We start from the raw sequence: 18,430 nt of genomic DNA on the forward strand, positions 1-18,430 counted from the left end.
AGATTCCTCTTGGTTTTTCTAGCAATTTTAGATATAATAGGAAGGTTGAGAGGTGGGGTAAAGTGATTCATTCAAAATACTTATGGAATATCGAGGAAGCAAGCGACGAGAAAGCTAGCCAACTAGCCGAACAATTAAAAATCTCGCTTCCACTTGCAAAATTACTTTGGAAAAGAAAAATTACAACGCAAGGACAATTCGATAAATTTTTCCACCCAGAGAAATATGAAAGTTACGACCCATTTTTACTTGCAGAAATGGACCTTGCTGTTGCTCGAATTAAACAAGCAATTGACTTAAATGAGCAGATTTTAGTCTACGGAGATTATGATGCTGATGGTGTGACAAGTATTGCTGTTTTAATGAAGACACTACGACATTTAGGAGCAAATGCCGAATTTTATATTCCAAATCGTTTTACAGAAGGATATGGACCAAATATTGCAGCATTTGATATGGCGAAAAATCAAGGTGTTGATCTCATCATTACGGTGGATAATGGAATTGCCGCACTAGAAGTGATGACGCATGCGAAGGAAATCGGGCTAGATGTCATTGTTACGGATCACCATGAACCGCGTGAAGTCATGCCAGATGCTATTGCAGTAATTCATCCAAAGCATCCTAAATCTGCGTATCCATTTAATGAACTTGCTGGAGTCGGTGTTGCTTATAAATTATCTCATGCCCTTCTTGGTGAGGAACCGAAAGAATTACTGGATCTAGTAGCAGTTGGGACAGTAGCGGATTTAGTTTCTTTAACGGATGAAAACCGACTTTTAGTTCAATTAGGGTTACGCCAATTACGTGAAAATGCTAACTTAGGACTTGCTGTTTTAGCGAAAAAAGCAAGTTTGAAATTAGAAGAAGCTACAGAAGAAACAATCGGATTTGGACTTGCGCCACGACTTAATGCTGTCGGCCGGCTTGGTCCTGCTGATCCTGCCGCGGATTTACTTTTAACCGAGGACCCAGAAGAAGCACTTTTCTTAGCGGAAGAGATTGATGATGCTAATAAAGAACGGAAACAAGTGGTTGTAGACGTGACGAAATTAGCGATGGCTGCAATCGAGGCAAAAGAATCCCTCGGAAATATCATTGTTGTCTCCGGAGAAGGCTGGAATACTGGGATTTTAGGGATTGTCGCTTCAAAATTAGTCAGCGTTTATTCCCGACCGGCTATCGTACTTGGCATTGATCCAGTGACTGGTGTAGCAAAAGGATCAGGACGTAGTGTAGAAGCTTTTCACTTGTATCAAGCGTTAGATAAGCATCGTTCATTAATGACAGCTTTCGGTGGCCATCCAATGGCTGCGGGTCTTACTTTACCAGCAGAAAACTTAACTGAACTTGATAACAAGCTACAAGAAGAAGCTAGTCACCTTTCCGATGAAGATTTTCGACCTGCTTTGAAAATAGAAGAAAAAATAAACCTTGCAGATATTTCTGTTTCTTTTATAGCGCAATTAGAAAAATTAGCGCCGTTTGGAATGGATAATCCAAAACCAATTTTCCTTTTAGAAGAGATGAATTTAAAAGGTACTAAAAGAATTGGGGCAGATAAAACTCATTTAAAAACGATGCTTGCAAATGAAGATAGTGATGTAACTTTAGATGCTATTGGTTTTGGTGTAGGAGACTTAGTGGAGAAAATATCGCCTCATGCAGCAGTAGATGTTGTCGGTGAGCTGTCTATTAATGAGTGGAATAATATTAAAAAGCCACAACTTCGAATGATGGATATTCACATCCCGCACTGGCAACTTTTTGATGTGCGGAATAAAGCCGAATGGTCTAGAATTTTACAAGAACGAAATGAGCAGCGACTTTTTGTTTGCTTTGAAGAAAGAACAGTTACAACCCTCGCGGACCAAAAATATATATTGGTCGATGAAACGAAAGGTTTTACAGCAGATTTTCAAACTGAGGAATTAGTTTTTGCTGATATGCCGGCGAAAGTAGAGCTAATAGAAGAAATTGTACGCGAAACAAAACCAGAGCGAATCTTTGTTCATTTTGATGCTTCTGAAGGTAATCAAATCCCAGCAATACCTGATCGGGGAGCATTTGCTGAACTATATAGCTTAATAAAAAAATTCCAACCATTTCCAATCGAAAAATACACTCCTAGGCTTATACAAAAGTTTGGCTGGAACAAAGAACAAATAGATTTCATGTCAAAGGTGTTTTTTGATTTAGAATTTGCTAAAATGGATAGTGGTCAGATTATTATTAACCAAGTTGTTGAAAAACGTAATTTGGACGAATCCATAGTTTATCAACAAAAGGTAGAAGAAATAACTACTAGAAAAAAACTGTTATACTCCAATTATACTGAGCTTCATAGTTGGATGAAATCAATGATGGAAACATCAATTTACCCGAATGCGGAGGAACTAGAAAATGGAAATTAAAGATTTACAAGATTACGTAGCGATTGTGAACGATTGGCCGAAAAAAGGTATTGTTTTTAAAGACATTACGCCACTTATGAATGACGGCGAGGCATATCGTTTTGCTACGGATAAAATCGTGGAATATGCAAAAGAATTAAAAATCGATATTATTGTAGGACCGGAAGCACGTGGCTTTATTATTGGTTGTCCTGTGGCTTATGCGCTTGGAATAGGTTTTGCTCCAGTTCGTAAACCAGGTAAACTTCCACGTGAAACGATTGAAATGGAATATGATTTAGAATATGGAACAAATAAATTATCCATGCATAGTGATGCCATCAAACCTGGTCAACGCGTTTTAATCACAGATGATTTACTAGCAACTGGTGGAACGATTGAAGCTACAATCAAACTAGTAGAAGAACTAGGTGGTATTGTTGCTGGCTGTGCTTTCCTAATCGAACTAAAAGAATTAGAAGGACATAAAAAATTAAATGGTTACGATCGTTTAATCCTGATGAAATTATAAAAAACGAACTACTCCTGATATTTTAGGAGTAGTTTTTTTCATAAAAATCTCTAAACCACTAGAAAATGTGGAAAAACAAGGAAAAGTGCTTTATAAACAAACAAGCGGCATGCTATAATATTATACAAGAATCTTTTTAGGAACACTCAGTTATTGGGTGTTTTTAAGTTGGATATATGACAAAGAAATAAGAGGGTGAATGTAAATGGCGAAAGAACAAAATCTGACAGCTGAGCAAGTCATCGATATGGCTTCTCATTATATGAATCAGGAACATCTTGCGCTTGTAAAAAAAGCGTATGAATTTGCGCGCGATTCTCATAAAGAACAATTTCGTAAATCAGGTGAGCCGTATATTATTCATCCAATTCAAGTCGCTGGTATTTTAGTAGAACTGAAAATGGATCCATCGACTGTTGCTTCAGGGTTTCTACATGATGTCGTAGAAGATACACCCGTTACACTAGCTGATTTAGAAGAAGTTTTTGGCGAGGAAGTTGCCATGCTAGTGGATGGCGTTACAAAACTAGGTAAAATTAAATATAAATCGCATGAAGAGCAACAAGCTGAAAACCACCGGAAAATGTTTATTGCAATGGCGCAAGATATTCGTGTCATTTTAATAAAACTTGCCGATCGATTACACAATATGCGTACCTTAAAACATTTACCAGTCGAGAAGCAACGTAGAATTGCGAATGAAACCTTAGAAATATTCGCTCCACTAGCGCATCGTTTAGGGATTTCACGAGTTAAATGGGAATTAGAAGATACCGCGTTACGTTATTTAAATCCACAACAATATTACCGTATTGTCCATTTAATGAAGCAAAAAAGAGATGCCAGAGAGCGCTATTTGCATGATGTTATAGACGGGGTAAATGAAAACCTGGACGAATTAAATATTCAAGCTGATATTTCTGGAAGACCGAAACATATTTATTCTATTTACCGGAAAATGTCGGAGCAAAATAAGCAATTTAACGAAATTTATGATTTGCTTGCAGTCCGTATTGTTGTTAGTAGTATTAAAGATTGTTATGCTGTGCTTGGGATTATTCATACGCGCTGGAAACCGATGCCAGGTCGTTTTAAAGACTATATTGCAATGCCAAAATCTAATATGTATCAATCCATTCATACGACGGTTATTGGACCACAGGGCGAACCACTCGAAGTGCAAATCAGAACCCATGAAATGCACCAAATCGCTGAATATGGGGTCGCTGCTCACTGGGCATATAAAGAAGGCAAAGTAGTAAATTCAAAAACTTCTTTTGATAACAAGCTTACTTGGTTCCGCGAAATTTTAGAATATCAAAATGAGTCGGATAATGCTGAAGAGTTCATGGAAAGCTTAAAACTCGATTTATTTTCTGATGTTGTTTATGTCTTCACACCAAAAGGAGATGTATACGAATTACCAAATGGCTCAGTTCCACTTGATTTTGCTTATCGTGTCCATACCGAAATTGGAAACAAAACAATCGGTGCAAAAATCAACGGAAAAATTGTCACACTAGATTATAAATTAAAAACAGGCGATATTATTGATATTTTAACATCCAAACATTCTTATGGACCAAGCCGTGACTGGTTAAAATTAGTTCAAACTTCACAAGCCCGCAACAAAATCAAGCAATTTTTCAAACGACAAGCAAAAGAAGAAAATGTTGAAAAAGGCCGCGATTTAGTTGAAAAAGAAATTCGACAGCTTGGATTTGAACCGAAAAAAATCATGGTGACTGAAAATCTTCGCAAGTTAGCTGATAAGTTGAACTTTTCTCATGAAGATGATCTTTTTGCAGCGGTTGGTTATAATGGTATTACTGCTTTACAAGTTGCTAATCGCTTAACAGAGAAACTGCGGAAAGAGCGTGAACTTGAAGCTGAAACGGAAAAACTATTAACACAAGCAGAAAATAAACCGTCTAATTCAGATGCTAATAACGAGAAGCTGAAGATTAAACATAATGCCGGCGTCGTAGTTCAAGGGGTAGGAAACTTATTAATTCGTCTTTCTAGATGCTGTAATCCAGTGCCTGGTGATGATATTGTAGGCTATATTACAAAAGGGCGTGGTATTTCCATCCACCGCCAAGATTGCCCGAATGTCCAAGCGATTGAACCAGAACGTTTAATAGAAGTAGACTGGGAAGATACAGATTCGCAAGCAAAAAATGACTATAATGTTGATATTGAAATTTATGGTTATAATCGTAACGGCTTGCTAAATGATATTCTTCAAGTTATTAATAGCTTGACGTCCAATATTAATGGAGTCAATGCCAAAGTAGACAATAATAAAATGGCAACCCTCGTTGTCACACTACAAATTCATAATATTAATCACTTACAGCGAGTTGTGGATAAGATAAAACAAATTCCAGATGTTTATACAGTTAGAAGATTAATGAATTAAAGGAGTGGAAAAGAAGTGCGTGTGCTACTACAAAGATGTTATGAAGCTTCCGTCCGTGTCGAAGGGGAAATTATTAGTGAAATTGCTGGAGGTCTATGTCTATTAGTTGGGTTTACTCATAGTGATAATGAAGAAACAGTAGAATACATGGCAAAAAAAATTATTGGGTTACGAGTTTTTGAGGATGAATCAGAGAAAATGAATATTTCTTTAGCTGAACGCGGTGGAGCGATTCTCAGCGTTTCACAATTCACCTTATATGCGGATGTTAGTAGAGGCAAACGCCCAAGCTTTACAAAATCTGCTCCAGGAGAAAAGGCGGAAGGGTTGTACAATTTATTTAATAACAAACTTTCCGATGCAGGATTTATAGTTGAAACTGGTGTGTTTGGTGCATTTATGGACGTGAAAATTGTCAATAATGGCCCAGTTACTATTATGCTCGACTCTGAAGAAATGCGAAAATAAAAAAGCAATCATTCTAGTGATATTTCATCACTGGAATGATTGCTTTTTTTAGTTAGAAAAATAATTTGATAATCCATCAGTTACTGAATCAGCAATTTGGCTTCTATAAGATGCCGAATTAATGTTTCGTTCGTCTTTTGCAGAACTCAAGTAACCAAGTTCTAGAAGTACAGCTGGTTGAGAATTTTCTCTTACTACATAATAATCGCCAACTCTTGAGCCGCGATTAGTAGTAGGGAGATCATTTCCGAGCGTAGTATTAATACTTTCAGCGAGCGATTTATCACTATTATCATAATAATAAGTAGTTTGTCCGCTAACACCTTTGCTACTATCTTCTAAGCTATCAAAATGAATACTAATAAAGACGTCTGCTTTATTTTCTGCCGCTACATTAGTCCGAGATTTTAAGGAAACATATTTATCACTATTTCTCGTTAAAATTACTTTAGCGCCTCTTGATTCTAATTTTTCTTTCAGTTTTTTAGCTGTTTTTAAAGTCATTTCTTTTTCTATAGTACCATTAGCGCCTTTTGCTCCTGGATCATTGCCGCCATGACCGGGGTCAATAACAATGGTCGCTTCGGATAATTTAGTTGTTTTACTTCGTGGGCTGGAAGTTTGGCCTTTGTCGGACACATCAACTACCCAGTTAGCAACATAACCTTCTTCACCGCTTGTAGTACGAATTTTATACCAGTCACCTTGAACTCCTTGAATAGCGAAACCTTGACCAGAATTGGCTTTTTCAATAACAGCGCCATCTCGTCCTGGTTTATTTCTTATGTTTGTGGAGTCATCGCGAATCGTTACTGTTTGAAGTTCGCTTTCATCTACTTTTGTTACGGATTCACGTATAGTTAAGTACTGAGAACTAACCCATGCGCTTTTACCGTTATACTGAATTTGCGCCCAACCATTTTGTTGGCTTGTAACGGTTACTTGATCACCGTTATTTAGTAATCCAAGTGATGTGCTTGAAGTACTAGGTTTTTCACGTACATTGAGTCCACCATCAGAAGAGACAATAGCAATACTGTTACTTGCTGCGCTGACATCTGTATTTTCTACTAACCAGCTAGCAACCCAGCCGCTATTTCCGTTATCTAATTGAACTTTGTACCATTGATTTTCTTCACCAACTACCCGGAGTACTTCATTTTTTCTGGCTTGGCTTGTTACATCATAGGCTAAACCAGGACCGCTGCGGACATTTAAGACTTCTGCTTTGACGACAACGGAATTCGCGTTCGCCATTGCTATGGTTGTAAAAATACCTGCTGCAATCAATAAAATGGAGACAACGGTGATAAAAATGAATTTGTTCTTCATTTAAAGCTAACACCACCCATATACTCATAAACTTTTATCTGACAGTAAAATGTTACCATAAAATGCGCTTTCATGGAACTAGAAAGTGGATTTTTATAAAAAAACTGACAAAATGTTGACTTTTCAGTGTGTTTTTAGTAATCTTAGAATAATTCATATTTAAAACTAGCGACAGAGAAAAGTAAGAAAATCCATGCTATACAGAGAATTTATCCCATTTGGCTGAAAGGATAAAGATAGTCATATTTTCCGAAAAGACACTCTCGAGGTTTCTTGTTGAAAACAGTAAACAAGAACGTATTCAGGCGTTAACTGACTTAAGTGAGGACTTATTAATAGTTCTAATTAGGGTGGTACCACGGGTGTAAATAAACTCTCGTCCCTTGTTTTTATAACAAGTGACGGGGGTTTTTCTTTATATTTTTAAGGAGGGGTATGGTGATGGATTTGCAATTACCAAGAGGGACACGAGATATTTTGCCAGAAGAAGTTAGTAAATGGCATTTTTTAGAATCAGCATTTAAAAAAGTTTGTGAAAACTATCAATACGAAGAAATTAGGACGCCTATTTTTGAACACACTGAGTTATTTGAACGAGGCGTGGGTGATTCAACAGACATCGTATCTAAAGAAATGTATACTTTTCTAGATAAAGGTGGCAGAAGTCTTACATTAAGACCAGAGGGAACTGCTTCGGTCGTGCGCGCTTTTGTCGAACATAAATTATACGGCGAAGTTAGCCAACCTATTAAAATGTACTACAATGAGCCAATGTTCCGCTATGAACGTCCACAAGGCGGAAGACAACGCCAATTTACTCAAATGGGAATCGAAGCACTTGGTAGTGATGATCCTTCCATTGATGTAGAAGTTATCTCGCTTGCAATGGAGTTTTTCAGGAAAATTGGTTTAACTAATATTAAACTAGTCATTAACAGTCTTGGTGATAAAGAAAGTCGTTTAAAACACCGAGAAGCACTAGTTGCACATTTTGAACCACATATTGATGAATTTTGTGCAGAATGTCAGGTGCGTCTACACAAAAATCCACTGCGCATTTTAGATTGTAAAAAAGATCATGATAATCCGCTTATTCAATCAGCACCATCTATTTTGGATTTTTTAAATGAAGAATCAGTTGCTTATTTTGAAAATGTTAAAAAATACCTAACTGCATTAGAAATTCCGTTTGAAATTGATCCAACAATGGTTCGCGGTTTAGATTATTATAATCATACAACATTTGAAATTATGAGTGTGGAAGAAGGATTTGGAGCGAAAACAACACTTTGCGGTGGTGGTAGGTATCACGGTTTAGTAAAAGAATTCGGTGGTCCTGACACACCAGGGATTGGATTTGGAATTGGAGTAGAGCGAATTTTACTTGCCTTAGAAAAAGCCGAAATCAATATTCCAGAAACAAAACCGTTAGAAGTATATGTAATTACTGCACAGCCAGAAGCTGAATTAAAAGCAGTGACACTTGTAAATAAATTAAGACAAAATGGAATTAGCGCAGAAAAAGACTATTTAAAACGAAAATTAAAAGCACAATTAAAAGATGCTAATAGAAAAAAAGCAATATATACCGTAATTCTAGGTGAAGAAGAGTTACAAACAGGTAATTATCAATTAAAAAATATGGAAACAGGCGAACAAGAAGCTGTTTCAGAAACAACTATTATCGAAAAACTAACAAATACCAAGGAGGAGAAATAAAATGGAAAAACGTACAAGTTACTGCGGTGAATTAAACGAAACACATATTGGCCAAAGTGTTATCCTTCATGGTTGGGTGCAAAAGCGTCGCGACTTAGGTGGACTTATTTTCATTGATTTGCGCGACCGTGAAGGAATTGTCCAAGTGGTTTTCAATCCTGAATTTTCAAAAGAAGCATTGGAAATTGCAGATAGCGTTAGAAATGAATTTGTTGTTACTATCAAAGGAAAAGTTCATGCTCGCGGGGAAAAAGCAATTAACGATAAGTTAGCAACAGGTAAAGTAGAAGTTTTAGCAGAAGAAATTACTATTTTAAATACTTCCAAAACACCGCCATTTTACATTGAAGACGGCGTAAATGTTTCTGATGAACTTCGCTTAAAATATCGCTACTTAGACTTGCGTCGTCCAGAAATGAACAATATTTTCAAAATGCGCCACACGGTAACAAGAACTTTCCGAAACAAACTAGATGCACTTGGTTTCTTTGATATTGAAACACCTTACTTAACAAAAAGTACACCAGAAGGAGCGCGTGATTATCTAGTACCAAGCCGGGTCTATCCAGGTAATTTCTATGCGCTACCACAATCTCCACAAATTTTGAAACAGTTATTAATGACTGCCGGTTTTGATAAATATTATCAAATCGTACGTTGTTTCCGTGATGAAGATTTGCGCGGTGACCGTCAACCGGAATTCACACAAATCGATTTAGAAACAAGCTTTTTAACAAAAGAAGAGATTCAAGCGATTACAGAAGACATGTTGGTGGATGTTGTTAAAGAAGCGAAAAACATTACTATCGAAAAACCATTCCCACGTATGACTTATAAAGAAGCAATGGACCGTTTTGGTAGCGATAAACCAGATATTCGTTTCGGTTTAGAATTACAAAACGTTTCAGAAGTTGTAAAAGATGTTGATTTTAAAGTATTCCAATCAGCTATTGAAAACGGTGGCGAAGTAAAAGCGATTAATGCAAAAGCTGCTGCAACTAATTTTTCTCGTAAAGATTTAGATGCACTAGGCATTTTTGTTGCTAATTACGGGGCTAAAGGGCTAGCTTGGCTGAAAGTAGAAGCTGGTGAATTAAAAGGACCAATTGCTAAATTCTTCCCGGAAGATAAAGCAGCAGAATTACAAGCAGCACTCCAAGCTGAAGATGGTGATTTATTGCTATTTGCAGCAGATAAAGCGGATATAGTTGCAGCCTCACTTGGAGCGCTTCGTAACAAGCTAGGGAAAGACTTAGATTTAATTAATGAAGATGAACTTGCTTTCCTTTGGGTAACAGATTGGCCGCTCTTTGAGTATGATGAAGAAGCAGGGCGTTATGTATCTGCTCATCATCCATTCACTTTACCAAAAGAAGAAGATATTCCACTTCTTGAAACAGATTCTTCCAAAGTAATGGCAGAAGCATATGATATAGTTTTAAATGGTTATGAAATTGGCGGTGGTTCGCTTCGTATTTACAAAAAAGAAGTACAAGAATCGATGTTCCGCGCGCTTGGTTTCACAGACGAGTCAGCGAAAGAGCAATTTGGTTTCCTAATGGAGGCTTTAGAATATGGAACACCGCCACACGGAGGAATTGCACTTGGTTTAGACCGTATTGTAATGATTCTGGCTGGAAGAAATAACTTGCGCGACACTATCGCATTCCCTAAAACAGGAAGTGCAGTAGATCCACTAACAAATGCACCAGGTGAAGTTAGTGCAGCACAATTAGCAGAACTAAAACTAGAAACAGTGAAAAAAGAAACTAACTAAAAAAAGAAGCTGAGCGACCGCGCTCAGTTTCTTTTTTTAAAAATCATCACTTAATTCTTGAATATTTTCGACGTGCACTTTATTAACTAATAATCCTTGATTGGAATCATTGGACCAAAATGGGCCGTTAAGTTCCTTCGCTTCACTGGAGCTGATTTTATTTTTATTATAAAAAGTGGCTTCCACATTGTAGCGATTCCCTTTTTCTACTGTATCCCAACTTTCCTTAGAAAGCGGTAAAGTAATTGATTTGTTTCCAGCACCATCAATTTTGCCGGTGACGGTATTATTTTTATCTTTTTGATCCACCACAAAGTTAAATGTAACATCTACTTTTGACGAAGCATGTTGATAAAGGTAATAACCGCCAAAAAGTAGTATGGCTGCTAGAAGGGTGAAAATGGGGATTTTACGCATAGGGAATTTCGCGCCTCCTTATCTGTTCTAAACGTTCTTCCTTTTCCATTATAAGTGTAAAAGCTAAGAAGCGGAAGGGGTAAACGCCATTTCTCATTGATTTTTTAGAATAGAGACCCCATTTTTAATTAATTCACCATTTTAACTATTCATTTTGCTGGTTTATCTTGTAAAGCATCGATGCCGGTTTCACCTGTGCTGATTTTAACGACCTCGGCAAGGGGATAAATAAATACTTTTCCATCACCAGGTTCGCCAGTTCGAAGAGTTTCTTTAACGACGCGAAGGACATCTTCAACCGGAACAGTAGAAACAACAATTTCAATTTTCATTCGTTCGTGAACATTACTTTCTTTTTTAGTACCGCGGTATAATTCAATAAATCCTTTTTCTAAGCCAGTCCCAAGTGCTTTTGTAACAGTTAGTCCACTTACGCCAATTTTTGCAAGTTCTTTTTGAAATAAATGGAAGCGGTTTGGACGTGTAATAATTTCGATTTTAGTTAATCCTGACATATTGTAAGCCCCCTTATTCTTGATATGCTTTTTCGCCGTGTAGCGTCAAATCAAGTCCTTTGTATTCTTGTTCTTCGTTTACGCGAATTGGTAAAAATAGTTTGATTACTACGACAATTAGAGCTGTGACTACTGCAACATATGCGACAGTGGAGCCAATTGCGATTAATTGTTTTACAACTAAGGAAGCATTACCGTAAAAGAGACCATCTGCTCCAGCTTCATTTACCTTCGTTGTGGCAAAAAGTCCAGTAGCGATGCCGCCCCAAATTCCACCAATTCCGTGTAAGCCAAACGCGTCAAGCGCATCGTCATATTTCACTTTTCCTTTCAACCAGAATACTGCCCAGAAGCAAAGTGCTCCGCCAAGAAAGCCGATAATCAAAGAGCTAGGTACTGTAACGAAACCGGCAGCAGGTGTAATGGACACTAAACCAGCGATAGCGCCAGAAATTGTTCCAAGCATAGTCGGTTTTTTATTGATTAACCATTCAACCAATCCCCAGCCAATAATTCCAGCTGCAGCCGCTGTATTCGTATTAACAAATGCAGTCATCGCTACATTATCAATCGTGAGGGCGCTACCGACATTAAACCCATACCAACCAAACCAGACTAGAATCCCACCAATAAGAGCAAGCGGGAGGTTATGAGGTGAAGCAGAATCAGCTTCTTTTCTGCGGCCAATCATTATAGCTAAGACAAGACCCGTTACACCTGAACTGATATGAACAACATTTCCACCAGCGAAATCAAGTGCTCCTAGCTCGCGTAACCAACCACCGTCGCCCCAAACCCAGTGTGCAACAGGGGAATATACTAGTAACGACCATAAAATAATAAAAATCAAGTAAGCAGAGAAGTTCATACGTTCAGCAAATGCCCCAGAAATGATAGCTACTGTTAAAATAGCGAAAGTCATTTGGAACATCATAAACAGAATGTGTGGAATTGCATCTGAGTAAGTGTCATTTGCCGCAAAACCGACATTATGAAGGAAAGTCCAGTCGAAACTGCCGATAAAGCCATTTCCAGGTGCAAAAGCTAACGAGTAGCCAACAATCACCCAAAGAATAGAAATAATTGCCATAGAGCTAAAACTATACATTGCTGTACTTAACACGTTTTTGCGGCGAACCATACCGCCATAAAATAATGCAATCCCTGGTGTCATCAACCAAACCAATAAAGTACAAAAGAACATAAATACTGATTCCATACTCAACTCTCCTTTTTGTTAGATAAACTAACATGTAATATTTTATTTATGCGTTTATAATACACTATATTCAAATAAAGGCAAGAATATTTTATCAATTCAATCATTTTGGTTAGATTATCTAACATACAGCGTTTTCAATTGGGTGCTTTTTAGATTTATTTCAGAATAATCAGACAAATGAATAGGTTAGTTTCCGTAAAAATGGTAGATAAAAAGCCTATTAAAAAATAGGCTTTTTCCATTAAATATAAAACATGTAACCATCTGTTAGTTCAGAATCAGTAGAATGTTTTAGTAAGTCAGCAAGGGTGGTTTGATCTAACACGTCGCGGACAGCATTGCGCATTCGAGTCCAAAGTTCTCTCTGGGCAGCTTCTTCATCTTCCATACTTTCAACGAGTACAATGGGACCTTCTAGTGTACGAATAATGTCACCAGCAGTAATTTTTTCAGGGTCGCCGTTTAATACATATCCACCGTGTGCACCGCGGATGCTTTTGACAATTCCTGCATTACGTAGCGGTCCGATTAATTGTTCTAAGTAATGCTCGGATAAATTTTTATCTTGCGCAATACTGCGAAGAGAGATAGGCCCATCACCAATTCTTTTCGCAAGTTCAAGTGTTATTGTTAAGCCATAACGGCCTTTTGTTGTAATTTTCATTTTTATATAACCTCCAGTAATTTCAAAAAACACTCATATCGCATCTATTATATCGGAATTACTGTCAGAAGGCAATGGAAACAAGCGAGTGAACGTACAGGTGTTCTTATGGTATAATAGAAAACAAGCAAATGAGAAGGAGCGGTTATATGGCAATTCAACCTTTAGCTTACCGAATGCGTCCAAAAGCACTTGATGAAATTGTAGGACAAACGCATTTAGTCGGTAAAGATAAAATTATTTATCGGATGGTCAAAGCGAAACAATTATCTTCTATGATATTATACGGGCCGCCTGGAATTGGAAAAACCTCGATTGCCAGTGCGATTGCTGGTAGTACTAAATATGCTTTCCGGACATTAAATGCAGTAACAAATAACAAAAAAGATATGGAAGTAGTAGCAGCCGAGGCGAAAATGAGCGGTACAGTTATTCTTCTATTGGATGAAGTACATCGTTTAGATAAAGCAAAGCAGGATTTTTTACTTCCTTTACTTGAAAGTGGAGCGATTATTTTAATTGGCGCAACGACAAGTAACCCTTATATCGCGATCAATCCTGCGATTCGAAGTAGAACGCAAATTTTTGAATTAAAACCTTTAACGGTAGAAGATATTATGATAACAATGGACCGAGCTCTTCTTGATAAAGAACGTGGACTTGGCAATTATGAAGTGGAAATAGATGAATTTGCGAAAAAACATTTTGCCACGGCGAGTAATGGTGATGTACGTAGTGCTCTTAATGCACTGGAGCTTGCTGTTATTTCTTCTGAACCAAATGAGGACGGGATTATTCATATTACTCTTGATGTGGCGGAAGAGTGTTTGCAAAAGAAAAGTCTTGCACATGATAAAGACGGCGATGCTCATTACGATGTTTTAAGTGCTTTCCAAAAATCAGTTCGTGGTAGCGACGTTAATGCAGCACTCCATTATATGGGGCGTTTAATTGAAGCAGGGGATTTAGTGAGTATTAGTAGGAGAATGCTTGTTATGGCTTATGAGGATATTGGTCTCGCAAATCCACAAGCCGGTGCACATACACTTGCTGCAATTCAAACCGCAGAAAAAGTAGGTTTTCCTGAGGCGAGAATTCCGCTTGCAAATGCTGTTATTGAACTTTGTCTTTCACCGAAATCAAATTCTGCTATTATGGCAATTGACGCGGCATTAGCTGATATTCGCCAGGGAAATAGTGGCGAAGTGCCCGATCATTTACGTGATGGTCATTATTCAGGTGCCAAAAAACTTGGTCGAGCAATGGATTACAAGTATCCGCATAATTACGATAATGCATGGGTGGATCAACAATATTTACCTGATCGACTCAAAAATAAATTATATTATGACCCGAAATTCACTTCTAAGTTCGAACAAACAATCGCTGGTGTGTACCAAAAAATTAATGAAAATAAAGCAAAAAAAGAATAAAAAATTACCAAACTGAAAAGTCGCTAACATTGAAATTTCGTCTTTCATATGGTATTCTAAGTTAAGAAAAGAAACCCTAATGTATTCGATATAGTTCCTGATATTTTTGAACCGAACAATTTTTTATACCTAGGGAGCTTGGAGTTCCGGCGCGGCGCACATGCCTTCACACGAGGAAGTGCAAACCGTTAGACAGAGCACCCACCTGCTTTAATTGAGAGCGGGTTCAAAGGAAGGGAATCCTAAACGGTACGATTGGGGTTTCTTTTTTGCGTGTAAATAGGAGTTATTCCTCTTTACTTTACAGGAGTATTGCTGTTACAATAAGAAACGATTAACGGCGAACAGGAATTCGTCACCAAAAAAGGACGCGATAAAAAATGGAAAACAGAATTTACTTAGACCATGCTGCGACAAGTCCGATTCATCCAGAAGTTATCCAAACAATGCTTGGCGCAATTACTAATACGTACGGCAATCCATCCAGTATCCATTATGCTGGGCGAGAGGCAAGAAAAGCGCTTGATGAAGCACGTCATACTATTGCCCAAAGTATTCAAGCTGAAGAAAAAGAAATTGTTTTCACTAGCGGTGGTACAGAAGGAGATAACTTGGCTCTTATTGGAACAGCTTTAGCACATAAAGAGAATGGAAAACATATTATCACCTCACAGATTGAGCATCATGCTGTTTTAAAAACATGTGAATATCTTGAAACGCAAGGTTTTGAAGTCACTTATTTACCAGTAGATGAGCATGGGATAGTGTCTAGTGAGAGCGTGCAAAAAGCTTTACGCCCTGATACAATTCTTGTTTCTATTATGTATGGTAATAATGAAATTGGTACTATCCAGCCGATTGCAGAAATTGGCGCTGTACTTCTTGACCATCAAGCCGTTTTCCACACAGATGCAGTACAAGCTTACGGGCTATTAAATATAAATGTAATAGAACTTGGAGTAGATTTATTAACTACTTCTTCTCATAAAATAAATGGACCACGTGGCGTAGGCTTTTTATACGTCAAAAATGGCACACGTCTTGCTTATCAAATGCACGGCGGGGAACAAGAACGAAAACGTCGCGCTGGGACTGAAAACTTAGCAGGAATCTGTGGTTTTAGTGCAGCTTCTACCATTATGACAAATGAACGTGAACTTAAAAATGAGGAGTATGTTTCCTTTAAAAAGCGCATGGCGGAAATTTGGCGTGCAGCGGGCTTAGATTTTGAAGTGAACGGTTTAGAAGCGAATACATTACCACATGTTTTTAGCGTGCGTTTCCCAGGAGTTTCCATTGAGCAATTACTAATGAATTTAGATATGGAAGGCATTGCTGTTTCTAGTGGTTCAGCATGTACAGCGGGAACTGTTGATCCTTCTCATGTTTTAGTAGCTCTTTTTGGAGAAAATCACCCGGCAATCCAAGAAACAGTTCGGATTAGTTTTGGGCTGGGGAACCATTTGGAAGAAATAGAAGCGGCGGCTACGAAAGTTAGTGAAGTCGTGGCGCGTTTAATGAAAAATTAAGAAGGTGAGGAGCTAGCTTTGAGTACAAATAATAGTGACATTCGTGTAGTTGTCGGCATGTCAGGCGGAGTAGATTCATCAGTCACTGCTCATATATTAAAAGAACAAGGTTATGATGTCATTGGTATTTTCATGAAAAATTGGGACGATACAGATGAATTTGGTGTTTGTACAGCGACGGAAGACTATGATGATGTCATTCGAGTAGCAAACCAAATTGGAATCCCGTATTATGCAGTGAATTTCGAAAAAGAATATTGGGATAAAGTATTTACCTATTTCTTAGATGAATATAAACTGGGCCGTACGCCAAACCCAGATGTTATGTGTAATAAAGAAATTAAATTTAAGGCGTTTTTGGAACATGCAGAAAGTCTTGGTGCAGACTATGTGGCTACAGGTCACTATGCACAAGTAAAAAAAGTAGGCGACGAAATCGAATTACTTCGTGGAGTCGATAATAATAAAGACCAAACCTATTTTTTAAATCAACTTTCCCAAGATCAATTGAAAAAAGTAATGTTTCCGCTAGGTGGTATGGAAAAAACAGAAGTGCGTGAAATTGCGACAAAAGCTGGACTTGCTACTGCCAACAAAAAAGATAGCACGGGGATTTGTTTTATTGGTGAAAGAAACTTCAAACAATTTTTAAGTGAATATCTTCCGGCACAACCTGGTGATATGAGAACTTTGGACGGTGAAGTGCTTGGTAAACATGATGGCTTAATGTATTACACAATTGGTCAACGCCATGGTCTAGGAATCGGTGGAGACGGTGAACCTTGGTTTGTTGTTGGTAAAGATTTAAAAAATAATGTTTTATTTGTAGAACAAGGTTTCCATCATGATTCCTTGTACTCAGATTCGTTAATTGCCACAGATATTTCCTTTACTACCAATTCAGAAAAACCAAAAACTTTTGTTTGCACAGCAAAATTCCGTTATCGTCAAACAGATACAAAAGTAACTGTAAACTTGCGTGAAGATGGCACAGCAGAAGTAGTTTTTGCGGATCCAGTGCGTGCAATTACTCCTGGTCAAGCAGTTGTTTTCTATGATGGCGACATTTGCTTAGGCGGGGGAACTATTGATACCGTTTGGAAAAAAGGCGCAAAGTTAAACTATGTTGGTTAAAATTAGAACCGGAGAATCTTGTTTTCTACGAGACTCCGGTTTTTTCCTGTTTAAATGAGTTATTTTAAGGCGATTTTATGGTAAAATATTAAACGATACAAGGAAAAGAGGTCCTTTATGAAAAAGTTAGCGATTTTCGGGAGTGTAATAGTTTTATTTTGTCTTCTAATTTGGGGATATTTTTATTTTAATTCTGAGCCATCAAATGTAGCTGAAGAAGCTGCAAACTCAACAAAAACGGTTGATGTGCTTGAGGAAAATGATATACTTGTTTTTACTCCGCGAAAGTCGGATGCAGGGATCAGCGTTATTTTGTATCCAGGAGCTTTTGTGGATGCACTGAGCTATGCGCCACTTGCGAACAAATTAGCTTCGAGTGGTTATAAAACATACATTGCTGAGATGCCTCTTAATTTAGCTGTATTTGGTAAAAATCGTGCGGCTGATATTATTGATGAAGCACCTGATGAAAAGTTTGTGATTGGCGGTCATTCGCTTGGAGGCGTTATGTCTTCCCGATTTGCACATGAAAACGAGAGTGAAATCGAAGGCGTATTTTTCTTAGCGAGTTATCCTGATAAAAAAGGTTCGCTGAAAAATGCCTCTTTCCCAGCGCTTTCCATAACTGGGACAAAAGATGATGTTTTAAATAAAGATGCTTATGATAAAAATAAAAAATACTTGCCTAAAGATACTACATTTGTATCTATTGAGGGTGGAAATCATGCGCAATTCGGGTCATACGGAGCCCAGCATGGCGACGGGAAAGCTACTATTAGTGAGGCGGAACAAACTGATCAAGTTTCAAACGCGCTGATAGCATGGTTAAATACGTCTGTAAAAAACCAAGAAAGATAGAGGAGAATTTAAAAT

15 protein-coding genes, 1 other RNA gene and 1 other annotated feature are annotated in these 18,430 nt (G+C 37.7%); of the genes, 11 read left to right on the forward strand and 5 right to left on the reverse strand.

The genetic code is table 11. The features are described from left to right. Positions 1–62 precede the first annotated feature (62 nt). The 4 genes from recJ to dtd all read left to right on the forward strand — a co-directional run bounded on the left by recJ (position 63) and on the right by dtd (position 5,815). Positions 63–2,414, forward strand: a complete 2,352-nt coding sequence (gene recJ, locus AC4PG0_RS00920) for a single-stranded-DNA-specific exonuclease RecJ (protein WP_492167683.1) — start codon at positions 63–65, stop codon at positions 2,412–2,414. After that, positions 2,404–2,925, forward strand: a complete 522-nt coding sequence (locus AC4PG0_RS00925; RefSeq protein WP_003723528.1) for an adenine phosphoribosyltransferase — start codon at positions 2,404–2,406, stop codon at positions 2,923–2,925. The genes recJ and AC4PG0_RS00925 overlap by 11 nt, the downstream gene beginning before the upstream one ends. A gap of 205 nt (positions 2,926–3,130) precedes the next feature. Continuing rightward, positions 3,131–5,347, forward strand: coding sequence for a RelA/SpoT family protein (locus AC4PG0_RS00930; RefSeq protein WP_003762388.1), 2,217 nt, complete (start codon positions 3,131–3,133; stop codon positions 5,345–5,347). Positions 5,348–5,362: 15 nt separating this feature from the next. Then, entirely contained in the window at positions 5,363–5,815 is a 453-nt protein-coding gene (gene dtd, locus AC4PG0_RS00935) for a D-aminoacyl-tRNA deacylase (protein ID WP_033533003.1), read from the forward strand. A gap of 48 nt (positions 5,816–5,863) precedes the next feature. On the opposite strand, the gene AC4PG0_RS00940 is transcribed toward dtd, so the two are convergent. Then, positions 5,864–7,147 (reverse strand): N-acetylmuramoyl-L-alanine amidase family protein, encoded by a 1,284-nt coding sequence (locus AC4PG0_RS00940; protein WP_003771931.1) that lies wholly within the window; start codon positions 7,145–7,147, stop codon positions 5,864–5,866. Between the two features lie 159 nt (positions 7,148–7,306). Further along, positions 7,307–7,534, forward strand: a binding site (T-box leader). A gap of 54 nt (positions 7,535–7,588) precedes the next feature. On the opposite strand from AC4PG0_RS00940, the gene hisS reads away from it, so the two are divergent. Then, positions 7,589–8,866: a histidine--tRNA ligase gene (gene hisS, locus AC4PG0_RS00945; protein WP_033838177.1), complete on the forward strand. Its 1,278-nt coding sequence runs from the start codon at positions 7,589–7,591 to the stop codon at positions 8,864–8,866. Between the two features lies 1 nt (position 8,867). Further along, complete coding sequence (gene aspS, locus AC4PG0_RS00950; protein ID WP_492167684.1) at positions 8,868–10,643, forward strand: aspartate--tRNA ligase; 1,776 nt, start codon at positions 8,868–8,870, stop codon at positions 10,641–10,643. Positions 10,644–10,679: 36 nt separating this feature from the next. On the opposite strand, the gene AC4PG0_RS00955 is transcribed toward aspS, so the two are convergent. The 4 genes from AC4PG0_RS00955 to cymR form a co-directional block, all read right to left on the reverse strand. Further along, positions 10,680–11,060, reverse strand: coding sequence for a hypothetical protein (locus AC4PG0_RS00955; protein WP_112119884.1), 381 nt, complete (start codon positions 11,058–11,060; stop codon positions 10,680–10,682). Positions 11,061–11,209: 149 nt separating this feature from the next. Continuing rightward, complete coding sequence (locus tag AC4PG0_RS00960) at positions 11,210–11,575, reverse strand: P-II family nitrogen regulator (protein ID WP_003766988.1); 366 nt, start codon at positions 11,573–11,575, stop codon at positions 11,210–11,212. A 13-nt stretch (positions 11,576–11,588) separates the two neighbouring features. Then, the gene (locus AC4PG0_RS00965) at positions 11,589–12,794 is read right to left on the reverse strand and encodes an ammonium transporter (RefSeq protein ID WP_003771923.1); all 1,206 of its coding nucleotides are present in this window, start codon (positions 12,792–12,794) and stop codon (positions 11,589–11,591) included. Positions 12,795–13,038: 244 nt separating this feature from the next. Further along, positions 13,039–13,461, reverse strand: a complete 423-nt coding sequence (cymR, locus tag AC4PG0_RS00970; protein WP_003732594.1) for a cysteine metabolism transcriptional regulator CymR — start codon at positions 13,459–13,461, stop codon at positions 13,039–13,041. A 149-nt stretch (positions 13,462–13,610) separates the two neighbouring features. Between cymR and AC4PG0_RS00975 the strand changes: the two genes are divergently transcribed. From AC4PG0_RS00975 to AC4PG0_RS00995, 5 genes are all read left to right on the forward strand, one after another. After that, entirely contained in the window at positions 13,611–14,894 is a 1,284-nt protein-coding gene (locus AC4PG0_RS00975; RefSeq protein WP_003771920.1) for a replication-associated recombination protein A, read from the forward strand. 70 nt (positions 14,895–14,964) lie between these two features. Beyond that, positions 14,965–15,160, forward strand: a non-coding RNA gene (ssrS, locus tag AC4PG0_RS00980) — 6S RNA. 114 nt (positions 15,161–15,274) lie between these two features. Next, positions 15,275–16,423 carry a cysteine desulfurase family protein gene (locus AC4PG0_RS00985; protein ID WP_003762369.1) on the forward strand — a complete coding sequence of 383 codons (1,149 nt, stop codon included), beginning with the start codon at positions 15,275–15,277 and terminating at the stop codon, positions 16,421–16,423. An 18-nt stretch (positions 16,424–16,441) separates the two neighbouring features. Continuing rightward, the gene (gene mnmA, locus AC4PG0_RS00990) at positions 16,442–17,557 is read left to right on the forward strand and encodes a tRNA 2-thiouridine(34) synthase MnmA (protein ID WP_003762367.1); all 1,116 of its coding nucleotides are present in this window, start codon (positions 16,442–16,444) and stop codon (positions 17,555–17,557) included. A 117-nt stretch (positions 17,558–17,674) separates the two neighbouring features. After that, a complete protein-coding gene (locus AC4PG0_RS00995; protein ID WP_003766975.1) occupies positions 17,675–18,415 on the forward strand; it encodes an alpha/beta hydrolase in 741 nt (246 codons plus the stop codon). The last annotated feature ends 15 nt before the right edge of the window (positions 18,416–18,430 follow it).

The organism is Listeria sp. MAN/IMW/UF464, assembly GCF_058683955.1.

Coding starts and splice junctions, on each gene's coding strand:
- AC4PG0_RS00985 (WP_003762369.1), top strand. CDS start 15,275: ATGGAAAACAGAATTTACTTAGACCATGCTGCGACAAGTCCGATTCAT.
- aspS (WP_492167684.1), top strand. CDS start 8,868: ATGGAAAAACGTACAAGTTACTGCGGTGAATTAAACGAAACACATATT.
- AC4PG0_RS00975 (WP_003771920.1), top strand. CDS start 13,611: ATGGCAATTCAACCTTTAGCTTACCGAATGCGTCCAAAAGCACTTGAT.
- AC4PG0_RS00930 (WP_003762388.1), top strand. CDS start 3,131: ATGGCGAAAGAACAAAATCTGACAGCTGAGCAAGTCATCGATATGGCT.
- AC4PG0_RS00925 (WP_003723528.1), top strand. CDS start 2,404: ATGGAAATTAAAGATTTACAAGATTACGTAGCGATTGTGAACGATTGG.
- cymR (WP_003732594.1), bottom strand. CDS start 13,461: ATGAAAATTACAACAAAAGGCCGTTATGGCTTAACAATAACACTTGAA.
- AC4PG0_RS00960 (WP_003766988.1), bottom strand. CDS start 11,575: ATGTCAGGATTAACTAAAATCGAAATTATTACACGTCCAAACCGCTTC.
- hisS (WP_033838177.1), top strand. CDS start 7,589: ATGGATTTGCAATTACCAAGAGGGACACGAGATATTTTGCCAGAAGAA.
- AC4PG0_RS00955 (WP_112119884.1), bottom strand. CDS start 11,060: ATGCGTAAAATCCCCATTTTCACCCTTCTAGCAGCCATACTACTTTTT.
- AC4PG0_RS00940 (WP_003771931.1), bottom strand. CDS start 7,147: ATGAAGAACAAATTCATTTTTATCACCGTTGTCTCCATTTTATTGATT.
- AC4PG0_RS00965 (WP_003771923.1), bottom strand. CDS start 12,794: ATGGAATCAGTATTTATGTTCTTTTGTACTTTATTGGTTTGGTTGATG.
- AC4PG0_RS00995 (WP_003766975.1), top strand. CDS start 17,675: ATGAAAAAGTTAGCGATTTTCGGGAGTGTAATAGTTTTATTTTGTCTT.